Below are 17,862 nucleotides of genomic sequence, written 5' to 3'. Positions count from 1 at the left end.
AAAACCATGATGGTGTTATTGATATTCCATTAGACAATGAAAGATAAAAATGCTGGAAGACCGCTTTCAAAAAGGTTTTCCGGCATTTTAGATTGTGGTATGTTTAATACAATAAATAGAAATAGGAGGCTTTTCATGAATATCAATGAAAACTATAGTGGTTTTACGCTAAACCGAATCAGAGAAGTACCCGATTTAAAAGGAAAACTTTACGAATTTACACACCATAAAACAAACGCTAAATTGAATTGGATTCAAACAGCGGATACGAATAAGACTTTTTCGATTACCTTTAAGACATTACCTTTTGATGATACAGGTGTTTTCCATATCTTAGAACACTCTGTTTTAAATGGTTCTAAAAAATACCGCACCAGAGAACCTTTTGTCGATTTGCTAAAACACTCTATGCAGACCTTTTTAAACGCCATGACATATCCGGATAAAACGGTTTATCCTGTTTCTTCCCGTAATGACAAGGACTTTATGAATTTAATGTCTGTTTATATGGATGCAGTATTCAATCCGGCTATTTATGAGAATAAAAATATTTTCTTACAAGAAGGCTGGCGCTATGAAATTCATGATGAAAAAGAAGTGCCAAAATTCAATGGGGTTGTTCTAAATGAAATGAAAGGAGTTTTTTCGGATGTGTACTCCAACATATTTGATGAAATGTTCCGACAACTATATCCATCCAATTCGTATCAATATGTTTCAGGGGGAGATCCTAAAGCAATTCCGGATTTAACGTATGAAAAATTTTTAGAAACTCATAAAAAGTTTTATCATCCAAGTAATGCAAGGGTTATTTTAGATGGAAATGTGGATATTGAAACGGTTTTGAAATTGATTGATGAAGAATATTTCTCTCATTATGAAAAAGGAGAATCGTTTACTATTGAAAATCAAGAAGTATTGCCTGCTCGTACTTCTACCATTGAAATTGAGATAGCTCCAGAAGACAGTTCGGAAAATCGTAGTTATATCAGTTTTGGTAAGATTTTGGGTCATTTCTATGAATTAAAAAGAAAATAGCTATGTCAATTGTGCATTCGATTTTGGTTGGAACGAACGAAGCTCCTTTAAAGAAGGCTATCTTAGAATCCGGTTTAGCACAAGATGTGGATTATAGTTTAGAAACAGAACTGCAACAACCATTCTCTATTTTAATGCTGGTTAATACGGAAGAAGAACATTTGGAAAAAATCAAAGAAGTGATTCGTTTTGTCACAAAGGATTATCATTTTGATCCAAAAGAATTAGAAGCTAGCATTAACGGCATGGAGTTTCATTATCGAGAAAAGAGTGAACCGGCCGGCTTATTGAACAGTCTTCACTCCTTGGAAACTTGGTTATACGATGGAGATCCAATAGACGGAATTCAGTTATCTTCTATTTTCAATGAATTAAGAGAAGAAATTTCCACTTCTTATTTTGAAGAAATGATGAAGGAATTTTATGATGATGAAGAACATTGGGTCACGGTGATTGCCAAACCTTCTAAAACAATTGCGAAGAGAAGAGATGAAGCGGAACAAGCTCGTTTGTTAGCCGATCAAGCAAACTGGGAAAACGCACGACCATATATTGAGGAACAGTTGGCTTTAGAGGCTTGGCAAACCACACCGGATACCAAGGAACAATTGGATACCATGCCAAAATTATCCTTAAGTGATGTTCAATCAAAAGTGATCCTTTTTCCAACAGAAGAGATTTCCTATCGTGGAACACGTGTTCTGATTCATCCATCAGACCCATCCGGTATTGTGCATTTTAATTTATATTTCTCATTGGCCGGATTGCCAAAGGATCGGCTATCGGAAGTGGCTTTCTTTACTCGACAATTGTTGGGTAATTTAGCAACGGAGAACTATTCTCTATCCGCATTAACCTCTGAAATCAAGAATGTCATTCCTGTTTTAAGTACTGGAGTCACTTGTTTTACACCATATAACCGAACCGACGGAACACAACCATTCTTAGAAGTAACGGCTTCCACATTAGAGAAAAATGTAGATCAAGCCATTGCTTTGGTTCAAGAAATTCTGTTTAAGACGAAGTTTGAAAAGGAATTTGTTTTAAATCTTTTAAAACAAAGTAACGAATCTATTCGTCAATCGTTAGTAAATAGCGGTCATCAATATGCCTTGTTACGAGCAAAGGCTCATACTTCAGCAGAAGGGGTTTTCAATGAATATACACGTGGTATTACCTATGGTGCCTATTTACAATCGTTAGAAGATCATTTTGAAGAAGATTGGGAAGGTTTCTTAGAAGCTATTCAAAATAACATCTCTGTGATCTTCAGTCAAGATCGCTTCATTTTATCTATAGCCGGCATTGAAAAAGAGAAGTTTGAAGATTTTATCTTTGGATTAAATACTGTGAAAGCAAACGGTACGGTGGTCCACTATCCATTGTTACAAGATGAAAAAGAAGCTCTTCAAATCTCGGGTGGAGTTTCTTATACGGGTGTAGCTGCTAAGATGGAAACATATGATCCTTGTTTCCAAGTACTGGCTCATTTGGTGACCTATGATTTTTTGTGGACAGAAGTTCGAGTGAAAAACGGAGCGTATGGAACAGGTATGAGAAGTAATCGTTTAGGTTTCAATACTTTCTCCTATCGTGATCCGAATCCGATAGTTTCTTTAGAGGTAAATCAAAAAATTGCGGATTATTTACGAGATTTTGTGAAAAAACCGGAAACGGAAAACGACTTAAACATTATTGGAACTATTGCGACGATGGAACCGTTAATGAATTATCGTAGTCAAGTGAAGACGGGAGATACATTAGTCTTAAGTTCAATTGACGATCATATTCGTCAAGCGGAACGGGAACGCCTTTTAGCCATGAAGAAGGAAGATTATCTTGCATTAGCGGATCAAGTGGAAGAAGCTTTGAAGCATCGTTTTCAAGTGGTGATCGGAAATGAAGAGGCGGTATCAAAGCTAGATGGATATAAAAAACTATCAATCAAAGAATAAAGAATGTGGAAACACATTCTTTTTTATAAACGGTTTGAAATCGGATGATTCTCTTTTATAATGAAAATAGTTCTCAATAAGCGTATGAAAAGAAGACAAATAGAACAAAAAATCCATAGATGGTTGGTGAAAACAGTCATTTTGTTTGTTTAAAGTATGGGAAATTACTTGATTTAGGGAAATTGACTTACGATTCCTGCCCGGATCGTCAATAGGAGATAGCTCATCCTGAATGAAAAGTGAGTTCACATATAACGCTTTTTGAAGAATATTGTGATGATTGTCAGAAAGAGGAGGACAAGATACATGGAATTAAAAGGATCAAAGACAGAAAAGAATCTAAATGACGCATTTGCGGGTGAATCTATGGCTCGTAATAAGTACACTTTTTTTGCTCAAAAAGCTCGTGAAGAAGGCTATGAACAAATTGCTAATCTTTTCTTAGAAACGGCTCGTAATGAACAAGAACACGCTCGTTTATGGTTTGAAGCTTTATGTGGTGGAGAAATTCCTTCAACAGCGGATTGCTTACAAATGGGAGCTGATGGTGAAAACTATGAATGGACCGATATGTATCAGAAAATGGCTGAAGAAGCTCGCGAAGAAGGATTCACCAAAATTGCAGCACAAATGGAAATGGTTGCTAAAGTTGAAAAAGAGCATGAAGAACGTTACAACAAATTAAAGAGTAATGTGATCAATAATCGTGTGTTTGAAAAGGATGAAGAATCTGTATGGCAATGTGAAATTTGTGGATACACGATGACAGGGAAAAAAGCTCCTAAAGTTTGCCCATTATGTGGTTATCAAGAAAGCTACTTCGAACTTACTAAAGAAAATTACTAATTGATTTTCCGTTAAAAACCTCTTCTTAGGAGGTTTTTTTCATTAGGAATTAATAATTTCTTAAAAGATGAAAGGGGATTTCGATGATACTATAAGGCTACAAAAGGTAGGAAATATGGATCGTATATTATTGGTAGATGATGAAAAAGATATTGTAGAAGCACTTAAAATCTTTTTGTCAAAAGAAGATTTTGAATTATTGACCGCTACGAATGGAAAAGAAGCTTTGGAAATTGTTCAAAAGGAAAAAGTAGATTTGGTTCTAATGGATATTATGATGCCTATTATGGATGGGGTAAAAGCCACGAAAGAAATTCGCAAGAACCAAAACATTCCGATTATTTTCCTTAGTGCAAAAGGTGAGCGAGAGGATAAAATAGAAGGTTTGACCATTGGAGCAGATGATTATATCACAAAACCATTTCACCCAGAAGAAGTCATTGCCCGTATCAAAGCACAGTTGAGACGGTTTAAAGAGCTTGGATCACAACAAAAAGATCAAGAAGTTTATATGTTGGGCGGGATCACGTTAAACGATTCCTTAAAGTTGGTCAATGTGGATGGAAAAGAAATATCTTTGACACCTGTGGAATATGGGATTTTGAAATATTTCATTCAAAATCCTAAAAAACTGTTGACCTCTCAAGATATTTATCAAGAAGTATGGAAGGAAGAACCCATTGGTTCGGAAAGTACTATAGCCGTTCATATTCGCCATCTAAGAGAAAAAATTGAAATTGATCCTTCTCATCCTCGCTATATCAAAGTGGTTTGGGGAAGAGGGTATAAAGCGGAGTCAGATTATGAAAAATAAAGTATTGGGAAGTCTTGGAATCAAAATAATTGTATGGATTGTGTTGAGTGTATCTAGTTTTAGTTTTTTAATTGGTTTTTATGGCCTGGCTCTTTCTAGTTCATCTCGTCAACAAGAACATGTGAATCAGACGAGTTATTTTTCTACTTATGAAGCAAACTATGGAATCCAAACGGAAGTCAAAGCATTTTTAAGTGAAATGGAAGCGAACCAATTTAAACAAAGTGTTGCCGAGCAACAGTTTGGTAAAAAATCAAGTAACCTATCTATGACGATTAAAAAAGGACAAAAAAAATTGGTTCAGAATTTTCCTTATGAAATCAATGCAAAGTCCATCACAGGTAAGTTATATTTTGAGAAGGCGAAACTAGAACAACCGGGGGAACAAAGTAGTTTTTTTCAAAGTGATGAAAAAAATGCGGATTATGTCGTAGAGTATACGATTGTACAACCATTAACTGTAAAAGATCAGTTGTTTAAAGGTTATCAGGTTTACACTTTCTTGCAGAATCATCAAGCAGAGATCCACTACTTACTATATGGAGGATTTATTGGAGTACTTATTTCATCTATCTATTTACTTAATGCGGCAGGGCATCGTAAAAATACAGATGAAATTGTTCTAACTGCTTGGGATAAAATTCCCCTGGAAATAAATGCATTCATAAGTGGTGGTTTATTTATTTTTTTGATGAGTATAGTAGTTCAAAACTATTTCTCAAAAACTCTTTTACAACAGTATTATAAAAACCTATTTATGAATGTAGAAGAAAATTTAATTTTTGCTTTATTGATAGAACTTTGTGGAATTGTATTGGGCTTATTCTTCTTAACGATAGCGGTCAGATTAAAAGCCAAGGTTTTTTGGAAAAACACCTTGTTGTGTAAAATTTTCCACTTTATTAAGAAAACATGGGTTCATATTCAGGAAGGAACCAGTTTGACATGGATGGCATTTTTCCTATTATCTATTTTTTGGTTTTTGTTTTTGGTCTTTAGACGGAGTCTTTTCATCTTTGGATTGGTTGGCATTTCCTTTTGGGCGGTATTAATGTTTGTTCGTCAATCGGAGTTGTTGTCAAAAGTGATGCGGGAATATGCTAAAGGAAATTTTAACTATACCGTTTCCAAAGAAGGATTGACACCAATTTTCTCCAGACAGTTAGATGATTTGTTCAAAGTAAAAGATGGGGTTCAAAAAGCTATCATGAATCAATTAAAATCGGAACACTTAAAAACAGAGTTGATTACCAACGTATCCCATGATTTGAAAACACCGTTGACCAATATTTTAAATTATGCTCAAATCATCAAAGAAGATAAAAATGAAGACGAAAGAAAAGAACATATTGATATCATGATTCACCATGCGGATCGGTTAAAGCGATTGACGGAAGATGTGCTGCTGGCTTCAAAAGCCTCTACGGGGAATATGCCGGTTCACTTGAGTAATATTCATTGTGAAGAATTATTGGTTCAGATTATAGGAGAATATGCAGATCGTTTTAAAGATCGTGAATTGGAAATTATTAAGATCAATACCAATCCGGATTTGATGGTTCAAGCAGATGGGGAGTTATTATTTCGAGTGTTTGAAAATCTGTTTTCCAATCAATTGAAGTATGCTTTAGAAAAGACACGTATTTATTTAGAGGTGCTTGAAAAAGAAGAACATGTTTTATTTGTGATGAAGAATGTATCAAAAGAGCCATTAAATATCAATGCAGAAGAATTAATGGAGCGTTTTGTACAAGGGGATGATTCCAGAAGTCATGAAGGAAGCGGGCTAGGTTTAAGTATTGTGAAAAGCTTAGTTCAGCTTCAAAATGGAAAGTTTGATATTGAAATCAATGGGGATTATTTCCAAACAAAAATAGAGCTTAAAAAAGCTTCTATGTAGTCAATATAAAAGTAGATCTACCTAAATATATATGATTATCGGACTTGATTCTTTACCGGATGAAGAATCAAGTCTTTTTATCTTTTCCATTCTAATCCTTAACTTAATCATTATAACAAAAAAGATAAAACAAAATAAGACTATTAAAATCCTATGAATTAGATAAGATGAGCTTAGGAGAGGATCATATGAAAAAAGGAAAAGTATTTGTGGCACTTGTGATGTTGCTGGTGGGATGTTCTAAACCGGTAGTTCAAAAGAAAGAACCACCAAAAAAACCATTGAATTCTCATTTTCAGGTGGTGAAACATTATGAAACAAAAAGTGTGGCAGGGGATTCAGCGAACTTTCATTATCTGGAAAGAAATAAACTCTATACTTCTATGGAGAGGTATGATCAAGAAATTCTACTTCAATATAGATCAAAGTCTCTTGGGTATATTGATATAACCAATGGGAAGTATACTTCCATTTATCATTTTAAAGATCGGGTACGTTGTTGGGACTTTTTCGTCCAAGGCAAAGGGTTCTACTATTCAGAGTTTGAAGAAGATGGAGAAATAGTGACAGTTGGATATCAGGAGAATGGTCAACGTAAGAAGATTGATGAAGGAGTTGTGGTGAATCCATGGGCATTACCGATGTTTAATAAGGTTGAAGGCAACCGATTACTGTACCAGATTATTACCAGAGAAAACGGTCGTCATTTTCATCAGTTAAAAACAATCAATCTGGATTATCCAAATGATGTTAAAACTTTGTATAAAGAAGAAGTGAAACCGGAAATCAACTCTAATTACCGATATAGTGTCAATCAAAATAGAGTCACTTTTAATAAAAGAGAAGGTAAAAAAGGATGGTATCTGTCTTTGGATTTAAAAACAGGGAAAGTCACCGATGTAACGGGTGTGATTGAAGATCCGATTATTTCAGATGCTTTGTATCTTGGAAATAATCAATATTTATTAGAAAACATTGATGGTCATAGTAGTGTTGTCTACGATATTGAAAAGAAAAAGAAATCCTTAGTTTTGGGGGGAATAGAAGCCTATGGGTAGGAATTGGAGATCGACAGTTTTTTTCGACGACGGATGTATTAACAGACGGTTCACTAGCAAAAAGAGGGGAGTTGGTGGAATTAAAAGATGGAAAAATAAGAACAGTAGAAGTCAAAGGTTATAAAAAAGTAGGAGATGAATTTGAAAGAATGTTCTATAGTAATGGGAAACTAGTTATCGCAGATCAAAAGTTAGTCCATTTTGACGATAAAGATCGTCGTAACACAGTGATTATTAACGTAGTGGAGGAGAAAAATGAAGAAAATGAAAAGAATCATTAAAGTGGCGGTGATTGCATTAATGGTGATTGGTTTTATAAAGCCGGTTTGTGCGGAAGAGATGAATGGTTTTGGGAATCCACCGGAATGGGTGGAAAAGGAAAATGAATCCAGAAATCGAGAAAAGGAAAGAGAAGCGAAAAATCAAATTTCCATAAAATCATCTCATATTGTTGAACAAAAATTTCTGTCAGTTCCGGTTTTCAGACAAGAAACAAAGTATTGGTGTGGACCGGCAAGTGTTCAAATGATCGTGAAGTATAAAACCGGAAAGAAAGTGAGTCAAAGCACACTGGCTTCTTATATGAATACGAATAAAAGCGGAACTTATGTTTGGCAAATGGTTAGAGGTTTAAATAAGTATACAAACAGTAATTTCTATAGTTCTACAACGATAGCACAAAGAGGAATCTACGAGTCTACCAAGGAGAGCCTCAAGAAGAATTATCCGATTGTCGGTAACGTTAATACAAAACTATTAAATGAGAAGTATCAATTTGATAGTGGCCATTATATTGTCATAACGGGATACCGATATCGAATTCAAGGAACGCCCGCATCAAAGTCAGCGGATTGTTTAAGAGCTAATGGGGAGAATAAATCTCTTTATTATAATGACCCATATTTTAAAACTCATGATAGTGTTGGGGCTTATAAAATGACAAAGGCTATAGAAAAAAATGGGAATGGAGGATATTATATTTGGTAAGTTTATAAGATAAAATAATGCGATAATTAGTGATACCGAGTACAACTGATTCAGATTATAGAAATCGGTTGTACTTTTTATTTGGTTGAATGATGGAGTTTAGCTGTTTGAATTTACTGTGATTGTTTTTTTACAAAAATGAACCTCTTTAAATGAAGAGAATAGATCCAAGTTTCGATTTCCGGATATATTTTTTCAAAAGTTGTTCGATATTGACACAATTGGTCTTGGTAACGAGCAATGAAGGCAGCTTCCGTATCGAGATGATCGGTTTTGTAATCTAAGATAATAGCTTTTTTCTGATTTGTTGCGATAAAGTCAAGGATACCTTGGTAGGCGATTCCATTTTCCTCATAATAATAAGGAAGTTCACGATGGATATCCATTGTCTGGAATATCTTTTGTGTCCAATCGCTATTCTGGAAGAAAAGAATACTTTCTCTGGTAGCCATTGGCAACTGGGGATCAATTTCATCAAGCTGTATAGGACGGTTTGGAAGCTTTTCTAAACAAGTGTGGACTTTTGAACCGAAGTTTTGACCGGTCACCTTCTTTTTCTCAAAATTAAGTGGTTTTAATTCTATTCCATGATGACTTGGTGAATCTTGTTTGAAAATAGAAGAAAAATCTTTTGAATAATGAGGTAGCTCTTGGACAAAAGGATAGTCGGGTTGCATTTTATATTCTTGAACATTTTCCAGTTCTTCAACTTCTATACAATGATATAAAGAAGCAGGTAAGTCTTTTAAAGCAGCTTGTACCAAAACCCCTAAATCCTGGTTGGAAAGAATGAAATCTCTTGTTAAGGAACCTTCTTTTTTGTTGGAAGGAGAAACTAAATATAGCTTTTCTTCGGCTCGAGTGATGGCAACGTAAGCTAAACGTAAAAACTCTTCTCCTTCTTTTCGATGATTATCCTGTTGAATCATCCATTTGACCAGAGAGGAATGATAGCTGTAGTAAGTGTACTCTTGATAATCTAAGCCGATACCGTATTGACCAGATACTTCAACAGGGCCGTTGTTTTGGCTTTTCATATCACATTTATATAAGAAAACCACTTTGTATTGAAGCCCTTTGGAATGATGAATGGTTTCTACTTTGACTAAATTTTCTTCTGCTAAATGAGAGTTGGATTCTGTAGAAGATTCATCTTCACTTCTTTCTAACCAATGAAAGAAATCATAGGCTGTAAAGATATTTTCTTGTACGATTTTTTCAAAAAGGAAATCAAAATTGGTTTTTTGTTGAGAAGAAAGGTGAGCATAGAAGCTATTTTCAAGAGAAAGAGCTTGTAAGAAAGCCAAGGTTCCTTCTTGTAAGAAACAAGTTTTTAAGGCTTCTAATCGTTTTTTAATCGTAGGATGAATGTCTAAGAAATAAGTACTGAAGCGAGTGTTTGGCTTTTCTTGTTGATAAGATAGACGACTTTTGGCAAATTGTTCATCTGATATTTGAAAGATAGGGGATTGTAACACCGCAAATAAATGAATGTCCTCTTGCTTACCACAGAAATAGTGTACAAAACTGATGATGGTTTGTACTACAGAAGATTTAAAAAAGCCTTGTTTCTCATCAATCGCATAAGGGATATGGATTTCATCAAAAGCACGACGAAGTTGTGCTTTGTCAGCATGGCTTGGAGTTAGGATACAAATATCTTGAAAAGTATAACCTTCTTCTAGTAAGCGGAGAATTTCTTGACCAATCCACTTAGCACCAAGCATGTTGTCTTTAGAATTGATTTGTATCAGATTAACACAAGAGGATTCTTTGTCTTGCTGTTCAGGTTTACCAATGGTAACGATATCTTCTGAGGCATAGGGAACAGAGCTTTTTTCATAATTCATTAAGCATTGAAAAAGAGCGTTTGTGAATTGAACAATGTGGTCTTTAGAACGATAGTTGTGTTCTAAGTGATACACTTTATCTTTCTTTGATTTCATTAAGTCAGCCATCAATTCCGGCTTGGCATTACGGAAGCCATAAATAGATTGTTTTAAATCACCTACCCGGAAGAGATTTTTCCCATTGGAAATCATAGTTAATATTTTATGTTGCAATTCAGAAGTATCTTGGAATTCATCCACCATAATTTCAGCGTATTTTTGTTGCAACTTTTTAGCTAGATAACCATTATTTTTTTCAAGAATTTCCAGAGAAAATAAAGCCATGTCATTAAAGTCTAAACCCATCACTTTTTCTTTGAGTTGTTGATATTGAAATTCGGTTTCTTGACATAAGAATAATAAACTTTGAGCGATCTCATGTAGATAAGAAGATTCTTTAATCAAGCGACTTTCTTCTATAAGAGAATCTTCCAAGGCATTTCGGATTTCCGTGAATTGTTTATTTAAATACCTCATTTCCTCATTTTTATTCACTCGGAATTGATAGTGAGCCAATTGTTTAATCATGAAAACGGCAACCTCGTAATGAGCAGTGGCTAATTCTTTTTGATAAGAAGTGATGAGTGATAAAAGGGAAGTTATTTTTTCGGTGGTTTTATTAGGCTTTTCACTCATCAAACAGATTTTCATTTGTTTAAGAATCGTTTGAATAGAAAAGAGTTGTCTAGACCAATAAGAAAAGAAATAGTCTTGCATTTCCTTGGGATAATCTGAAAAACAAGCTTGTTTTGGATAAAAGGATAAAGCGTGTTTCATCCAGTCAGTATAATTTGAACTGGATTTAGCGGTCTCGTTAATTTGATGAACAGATTTTTCAAGGTATGAACAAGATAAAGGTTTTAGATCGAAATGATTTGATAGTTTTAAGGCTTTTTTCGGATTTTGTTGATAAAAATGAGAAAGGGCTGTTTCAAAAGCAAGGTGCTTCAATTCTTTTTCTTGACCATTGGAGAGTGTTTGATGGAGTCGAGTCGGATTTAATCCAATCATAGAGTAATATTGTTTGATGAGATTTAAACAGAAAGAGTCAATGGTGGATATTTCAGCCTTGGATAAAATGGCCAATTGTTGATCAATCCAATGTCTTTCTTGAATTTCGGTTTGTCTTAAACGATTGAGTTTCATAGCCAAACGAGTTTTCATTTCAGAAGCAGCTGCTTTTGTGAAAGTAACCGCTAAAATCTGATCTAAACTGATGTGATCTTGAACGATCCGTTGAGCTAACCGTTCAATCAACAGATAAGTTTTACCGGCTCCGGCAGAAGCGGATACCAGTACATTAGTATTTCTTTCTTGGATGGCTAATTGTTGGGGATCAGTCATGAGTATCTTCTCCTTCCAATAATTCTAAAACGGCATCGGGAATGCGTGGATGACTTTCTGTCCCTCGATAGGAGCAAATTCTTCTATAAGGACAAAAGGTGCAATCTTGTGGGTTTCTTTCTATCATTCCTTCTTTGAATTGGGTATAAAAATGTTTGAGTAGACGCAAAGTCACTTCATTAAAATCGTTATTCAAAAGCTTAAATTTTGAACCGACAGTCACATTTTTATTATAATCAGAAACATCTTCATCTAATTTCCAACCACGGAAGGATTGATTTTGTAAAAAGATAGAACGCAGATAATCTGTTTCGTAGAAATCTTGTGGGTCTTTTTCAACACTTCGACGGTCAAATTTATATTGAAGAGATGGCAAATGTTGTTTCTCGGGTAATAGGCTGAAATAATAGGTTGCTCTGACTTTTTTATCTCCTGATTGTTCTAAAACCAATTTATAAGTCATTAGTTGAATCTGTTGACCAGAAAGGTATTTGGATTTATCCATTTTATGGAGGGAAGATTTATAGTCATATAGATAGTAATCTTGATTGCGTTGGTCTTGATCGAGACGATCAATTTTCCCCACCAATTCTAAACCGTCAAAAAGACCGATTTGGAATTCTTGTTCACTGGCGATCGGATCTAAAAAGTCATAATTCTGTTCATATTCTTTTAAGTATTGTAGACAGAAATAAAGATTGGAAGCCAACTTATCTTTAATAAGAGAAATCATTTCTAAGCGATCGGGATCTAAAACTTTCCAAAGTTGGAAGTAAGGATCTAATTGACTTTGAAGGTCTTGTAGACTTAATTCATAGTAAAGTTTCTTTTTTTCATTTAGAGCTTTTTCCAATAGGGAGTGGGTGATGGTTCCAATGTATAAGCTATTTGGTTCAAAGACGTTTTGTTCTTTTAGTTTTAAGAGGCGATTTAAAAAGTATTGATAAGGACAACGATACCATTCTTCAATAGAACTAACGGAACCTTTTAGTATAGGATTTTGTGTGAACCAAGATTCCATAAAGGAAGAGGATAAATTGTCTTCATGGCGGTTTCTTTTTCGGGGCAGTAATTCTTTGGCTTTCTTCGTTTGAGCCTTTTGTGAGAATAGTTTTTGGATGTCATAAGAAACTTCTAATTTCTTTCCTTCATAATCTTTTTGAGAATAAGAAAAATGGATTTGTTTTCCAGAATGAAAAATCCAACTTAATTGAGAAAGATAGGTATGATACCGTTCTTCATAACTTGGGTAGGGAATTTGAGCATAATAAGATTCATTAAAGATACCGGATTTGCTTGGAACATTTGGGTAAGTGTGACCATTTAATCCGACTATATAGGACACATCTGCTTGTAAAACAGGATGTCGCAGGTCTGTGACCATGATGGTTCCTATTTGATTTGGCAATTGAATGGATTGAAATTGACTCACCAGTTCTAAAAAGAAAGGAATTCTTTCACGATCAATTTCGTCGCCTATTTGATTTAAAAAGGATTCTAGCGAAATAGCAAGTGTTTGTTCATGAGGATCTTTTAAAAAAGGAAGAGATCGGAACACGGTATAGCTTCGTTGGATTTTTTCATAAAGACTTCCTTCTTGTAAGAGAAGGAAAAGCGATTCTTGAATCGTATGATAAAAGGTATCAATGTTTTCTTGATGTTGTTGGTAAAGCTCAGCTTCTTTTGGCCATAGGGTTTCCATGGTTAAAAGAGGTAATAAAGGGGCTTTTACTTCTACTTTAGAAAGATATTTTGATAAGACAGATTGTGTTTCTTGTGGTAAGCGATCACCAAAAGCATTATTTTCAATTAAATCTAAGAAGGCCTCAGTATTTTGCTCGTAAGAAACTAAAAATAAGTCTTTAAAGATTCTGCCCACTAAACTGTTTTGTTTGGATGAATAAGCACAAAAAGGAATTCCATAGCGCTGAAATAGTTGTTTTAAAAGAGGAAACTGAGAAGAATAGTTGCTTAATATGATATTGACTCGACCTTGGAAAGTACAAATTTCTTGTGCCATGATTTCTATTTCTTGGCGAATATTTAAAGCCATGCGTAAGTCGGAAATAGATTCTTGAAATTCAATCTTAGGATGAAAGTAATCTTTTAATAAATGATTATAGTAATCGTTGGTAAGAACAAGATCTTGGATTTCTAAAGAAGAGAAATCTAAATTTTTGTTTTCCTGAATGGTTTGTCGATAGGTTTTTAAACAAGAGGATGAAAGAACAAGACCGATGATTTCTTTTAACTCTTTTTCGAGAAAGTCATTTTCGGGTAAATCTTTTTTTTGTAGATTAAAGGCGATACAGTCTTTCGCAAAGTGAATGATTTCTTGTATGAAAGAAGGGTATTGTAACATGCCCTGATAGTTTGGAAATAAAGAGGTATCTGATTTGGATAAAAGAGTTTGGATTTGCCAAAGTAAAAAAAGAGGGTCTTCGTTATCTTGGTTTAAGTAAGAAGAGATAGAAACAATTTTAACGTCTGTGACCACTGTTTTAGTTGCATTGAAATATTGATGATAGAGTTGTTGATTTAAAGGGGCATTGGCTAGTATTTTTTTCATATACTTCATTCTAGCATTTTTAAAGAAATGGTTGAAATCAATAAAGCGTATCCATTTAGATTTAGTTATCCCTAACTCAATCATTATAACAAAAAAGATAAAACAAAATAAGACTATTAAAATCCTATGAATTAGATAAGATGAGCTTAGGAGAGAAGAATATGAGAAAAGGAAAAGTATGGTTAGCTTTAATGGTATTATTTGCCGGATGTTCTAAAAAAATAGAGAAGAAAATAGAACAGCCAAAAGAACAGCCGAAGTCAGTATTTAAGGTTGTTAATCATTATGAAGTCAAGATGGAAGGAGAAGATATTAGTGTTCGTCACATGGATGGAAATAAAATCTATATTTCCATAGAAGACAAAGATAAGACGTCTTTAACAGGAGAGCTTAGGGCAAAATCTCTTGGATATGTGGATATAACGAATGGAAAATATACTTCTATTTATAACTTTAAAGAGAAAGTACGTTGTTTGGATTTTTTGAAGCATGGGAAAGGCTTTTATTATTCAGAATTAAAAAAAGATGGCGAAACGGTTGTGTTGGGTTATCGAGAGAATGGACAAGATAAAAAAATAGATGAAGGAGTATTTGGGTTAGATCGTTGGGTATTACCTACTTTTAATAGGATTGAAGGAAATCGGTTGCTTTATCAATTTTTAACCAAAGAAAAAGGTCGTTATTTTTATCATATAAAAACACTTAATTTGAATGATTCAAAAGATATTAAAACCTTATATAAAGAAGAAGTGAAATCAGTACCTACGGATAGCTATAAAATCAATAAAAATGTTGTGACTTTCATAAAATATGAAGGGAAAAATAAAAAACAACTTTCTTTAGATTTGGAAACAGGAAAGGTGACGGATATAACAAAAGTGGATGATCCGGCAGGAGCTTTCTATTTAGGAAATAACCGATATTTACTTCAACATGGTGAGAAGGAATGGTCTGTTTTATATGATGTAAAAGAAAATAAAAAAATCACCGAATTGTCGAGTGGCGCTCGTGAAATGATTTCAGTGGGAGATAGACATTTCTTTATGGCAGCGGATGCATTGGTAGAGTTGAAAGATGGCAAAGAAGAGATGCTGGAAATAGAGGGATATCAGAAATCAGGAAACGGAGTTAGTAAACTTTTTTATCGTAATGGAAAATTCGTGATTTTAGATGAAAGATTAGCCAGTGATGGAAATTCTCAGGCTAAATTGATTGTAGATGTGCTAGAAGAAAAAAAGAAATAAAAATTGATAATATATTGGGAAAAGAAATGACATGAAATAAATCAGGAATCTACCTAGATAAGGAGCTATTTATGAAAAAAATTTTATCGGTTTTTCTATCTATTTTGGTCATCATTCATTTTGTTGTTCCGGTAAACGTGAAGGCTACTAATTCTTTCAAGACAAATCAGCTTAATAATATAGAAGATTATAAAATAACGAAAGATAGTATCACCATAAGTGGCGTAACAATCAGTAAAAGTGAATTTTTAGAAATTATAAAATCACCTTCAAGACAACACGATAGAGCTTATGATGGAGCGAACAGTTCATCTTCATCTAAAAAAACGGGTGACTTAACATCCCGAATCACACCTTTCAATGAGACGATAGGAATTTATGAGTTTGATCTCGGGGTGGCTGCGAAATTAGAACTTTTAGGAGCGGGTCTTTCGGAAGCTTATGAAAAAGTAACGTATGCTCTTCTACTGACCACTATTGCTTATACAACATGGGAATTGGATTATAACGGGTTTGAGATTTTAGTCAATGTAACACCGAAAGGGTTGAAACTGAATGGAGTTTCCTTTGGGTATAGCTGGGCAACCAAAGAAGCGGTTAAAGCTTTATCCAAGAACAAAGATCAACCAATTAAGGAAAATGAAGTAAAATCTCCAGAAGATAATAGAGATGTGGGAAATGGGCATACGGTTCCCGATTATCCGGGTAACGATCCAAACGTTTCACCGGGAGAAGGATGGAAATGGAGAGGGAATGATGTTCCTGATACCGGAAAGGGAGCTTGGAGAAAAGAGGAGACAGGAGAAAACTTACATCCGGATTTAAAGCATGGAAAACCATATGGTCTTCATTGGGATTATAACTATGACGGTTCAGGGAATCATGGATACAGGATTTTCCCCGATAATTCTTTTCAAAAAAAATCATAAAGGAGAATTATGATGGATGAGAAGACATTTAAGCTGGTAGGTGAAAAAACAGGTTTGGATTGGGGTCTGGATATTGTGTTGGATAATATAGAGTATAAAACCTATTATCTAGAGGATAATTTAGGACAATATCCTAATTTTGATCATGACCATTGTGAATTGTGCTTTGAAAAAATCATGAATATAGATGGTTGCGAAAAAGAAGGGTATGTGACATTAGATTTCTATTATTGGTTATGTAAAGATTGTTTTTCTAAATATCATCAATATTTAAGTGCTAAATTGTTACAGGAAGATAGTTTTAAAGGATTAACCATTTTTGAAGTGATGGATACGGAGTTGATGTTGTTTGATGGTAAATATGAATATGAAATAGAACGACTGGAATTCTTTTTCAATAAGATTCAAAATCAACCGATAAAAAAAGTGGACTTAGAGATATATCCTATCATTAGAAGTGAGTTGGCTAATGAATATAGGATAGAATTAAGGCATAGAAAAGTAATCCTTAGAAATGCAGGGATAGCAGAAATCTTGGCTTATCTTGAACAGATTGAAGAAGATCAAGAAGTACTAAACTACGCTTCTTTCAATACATCTCCACGGATTAAGATACACTTTCAAAAACGGATAGATTAGAGAGAATCACTATGGATGAGAAAACATTTAAACTAGTAGGTGAAAAAACAGGTTTAGGTTGGGCTCTGGATATGGTGTTGGATAATACAGAGTATAAAACCTTCTATTTAGAGAATCATTTAGGACAATATCCTGATTTTGATCATGACCATTGTCAAATGTGTTTTGAAAAAATCATGAATCGAGATGGATGTGAAAAAGAAGGATATGTGACATTAGATTTTTATTATTGGTTATGTAAGGATTGTTTCTCTAAGTATCATGAATACTTAAGTGCTAAGTTGTTGCAGGAAGATAGTTTTAAAGGCTTAACGATTTTTGAGATCATGGATACGGAGTTGACATTATTTGATGGTAAGTATGAATATGAAATAGGGCGATTGGAATTCTTTTTCAATAAGATAAAAAAACAACCGATTAAAAAAGTAGATGTAGAAATATGTCCGGTTATATCCAGTTATATGGCCTATAAATATCATATAGAATTGAAATATAAAAAAGTAATTCTTAGAGAAGCTGAGATAACGGATATTTTAGCTTATATTGAGCAGGTTGAAAATGATCAAGAGGTATTGAAGTATACTTCTTTCAATAGATATCCTTGGGTAAAACTGAATTTCCGAAAGCCTAAACCATAAAGGAGAATCATG

The 17,862-nt window shown here is 34.1% G+C and carries 14 protein-coding genes; 12 read left to right on the top strand and 2 right to left on the bottom strand.

From position 1 onward, the window contains the following. Positions 1–135: 135 nt before the first annotated feature. The 8 genes from HMPREF9013_RS02045 (at position 136) to HMPREF9013_RS02010 (ending at position 8,598) form a co-directional block, all read left to right on the top strand. On the top strand, positions 136–1,038 hold the full coding sequence (locus HMPREF9013_RS02045; protein ID WP_006626711.1) for an insulinase family protein: 903 nt from the start codon (positions 136–138) through the stop codon (positions 1,036–1,038). 2 nt (positions 1,039–1,040) lie between these two features. Continuing rightward, positions 1,041–2,993: an insulinase family protein gene (locus tag HMPREF9013_RS02040; RefSeq protein ID WP_006626710.1), complete on the top strand. Its 1,953-nt coding sequence runs from the start codon at positions 1,041–1,043 to the stop codon at positions 2,991–2,993. A gap of 306 nt (positions 2,994–3,299) precedes the next feature. After that, positions 3,300–3,839 carry a rubrerythrin gene (gene rbr / locus HMPREF9013_RS02035; protein WP_006626708.1) on the top strand — a complete coding sequence of 180 codons (540 nt, stop codon included), beginning with the start codon at positions 3,300–3,302 and terminating at the stop codon, positions 3,837–3,839. 115 nt (positions 3,840–3,954) lie between these two features. Beyond that, entirely contained in the window at positions 3,955–4,653 is a 699-nt protein-coding gene (locus HMPREF9013_RS02030) for a response regulator transcription factor (protein ID WP_006626707.1), read from the top strand. Then, a complete protein-coding gene (locus HMPREF9013_RS02025) occupies positions 4,643–6,553 on the top strand; it encodes a histidine kinase dimerization/phospho-acceptor domain-containing protein (protein WP_006626706.1) in 1,911 nt (636 codons plus the stop codon). The genes HMPREF9013_RS02030 and HMPREF9013_RS02025 overlap by 11 nt, the downstream gene beginning before the upstream one ends. Before the next feature lie 188 nt (positions 6,554–6,741). Continuing rightward, complete coding sequence (locus tag HMPREF9013_RS02020; RefSeq protein WP_006626705.1) at positions 6,742–7,611, top strand: hypothetical protein; 870 nt, start codon at positions 6,742–6,744, stop codon at positions 7,609–7,611. A 74-nt stretch (positions 7,612–7,685) separates the two neighbouring features. Then, a complete protein-coding gene (locus tag HMPREF9013_RS02015) occupies positions 7,686–7,892 on the top strand; it encodes a hypothetical protein (protein ID WP_040333237.1) in 207 nt (68 codons plus the stop codon). Then, entirely contained in the window at positions 7,867–8,598 is a 732-nt protein-coding gene (locus HMPREF9013_RS02010; RefSeq protein WP_040333235.1) for a C39 family peptidase, read from the top strand. Before HMPREF9013_RS02015 ends, HMPREF9013_RS02010 begins: the two co-directional genes overlap by 26 nt. 113 nt (positions 8,599–8,711) lie before the next feature. Here HMPREF9013_RS02010 and HMPREF9013_RS02005 read toward each other — a convergent pair whose 3' ends face one another. Next, positions 8,712–11,831 (bottom strand): UvrD-helicase domain-containing protein, encoded by a 3,120-nt coding sequence (locus HMPREF9013_RS02005; RefSeq protein ID WP_006626702.1) that lies wholly within the window; start codon positions 11,829–11,831, stop codon positions 8,712–8,714. Continuing rightward, positions 11,824–14,400 (bottom strand): PD-(D/E)XK nuclease family protein, encoded by a 2,577-nt coding sequence (locus tag HMPREF9013_RS02000; RefSeq protein WP_006626701.1) that lies wholly within the window; start codon positions 14,398–14,400, stop codon positions 11,824–11,826. Before HMPREF9013_RS02000 ends, HMPREF9013_RS02005 begins: the two co-directional genes overlap by 8 nt. Positions 14,401–14,561: 161 nt before the next feature. Here HMPREF9013_RS02000 and HMPREF9013_RS01995 point away from each other — a divergent pair, with 161 nt between their 5' ends. From HMPREF9013_RS01995 to HMPREF9013_RS01980, 4 genes are all read left to right on the top strand, one after another. Continuing rightward, positions 14,562–15,644 (top strand): hypothetical protein, encoded by a 1,083-nt coding sequence (locus HMPREF9013_RS01995; protein ID WP_006626700.1) that lies wholly within the window; start codon positions 14,562–14,564, stop codon positions 15,642–15,644. Positions 15,645–15,715: 71 nt separating this feature from the next. Next, entirely contained in the window at positions 15,716–16,573 is an 858-nt protein-coding gene (locus HMPREF9013_RS01990; protein WP_006626699.1) for a hypothetical protein, read from the top strand. A gap of 12 nt (positions 16,574–16,585) precedes the next feature. After that, complete coding sequence (locus HMPREF9013_RS01985) at positions 16,586–17,212, top strand: hypothetical protein (RefSeq protein ID WP_006626698.1); 627 nt, start codon at positions 16,586–16,588, stop codon at positions 17,210–17,212. An 11-nt stretch (positions 17,213–17,223) separates the two neighbouring features. Further along, positions 17,224–17,850, top strand: a complete 627-nt coding sequence (locus tag HMPREF9013_RS01980; protein ID WP_006626697.1) for a hypothetical protein — start codon at positions 17,224–17,226, stop codon at positions 17,848–17,850. The last annotated feature ends 12 nt before the right edge of the window (positions 17,851–17,862 follow it).

The sequence above is a fragment of the Bulleidia extructa W1219 genome (assembly GCF_000177375.1).
GTDB lineage: Bacteria > Bacillota_I > Bacilli_A > Erysipelotrichales > Erysipelotrichaceae > Bulleidia > Bulleidia extructa.
The sequence above is the reverse complement of the archived record's forward strand: the minus strand, read 5'-3'. Positions and strand labels throughout refer to the sequence as shown.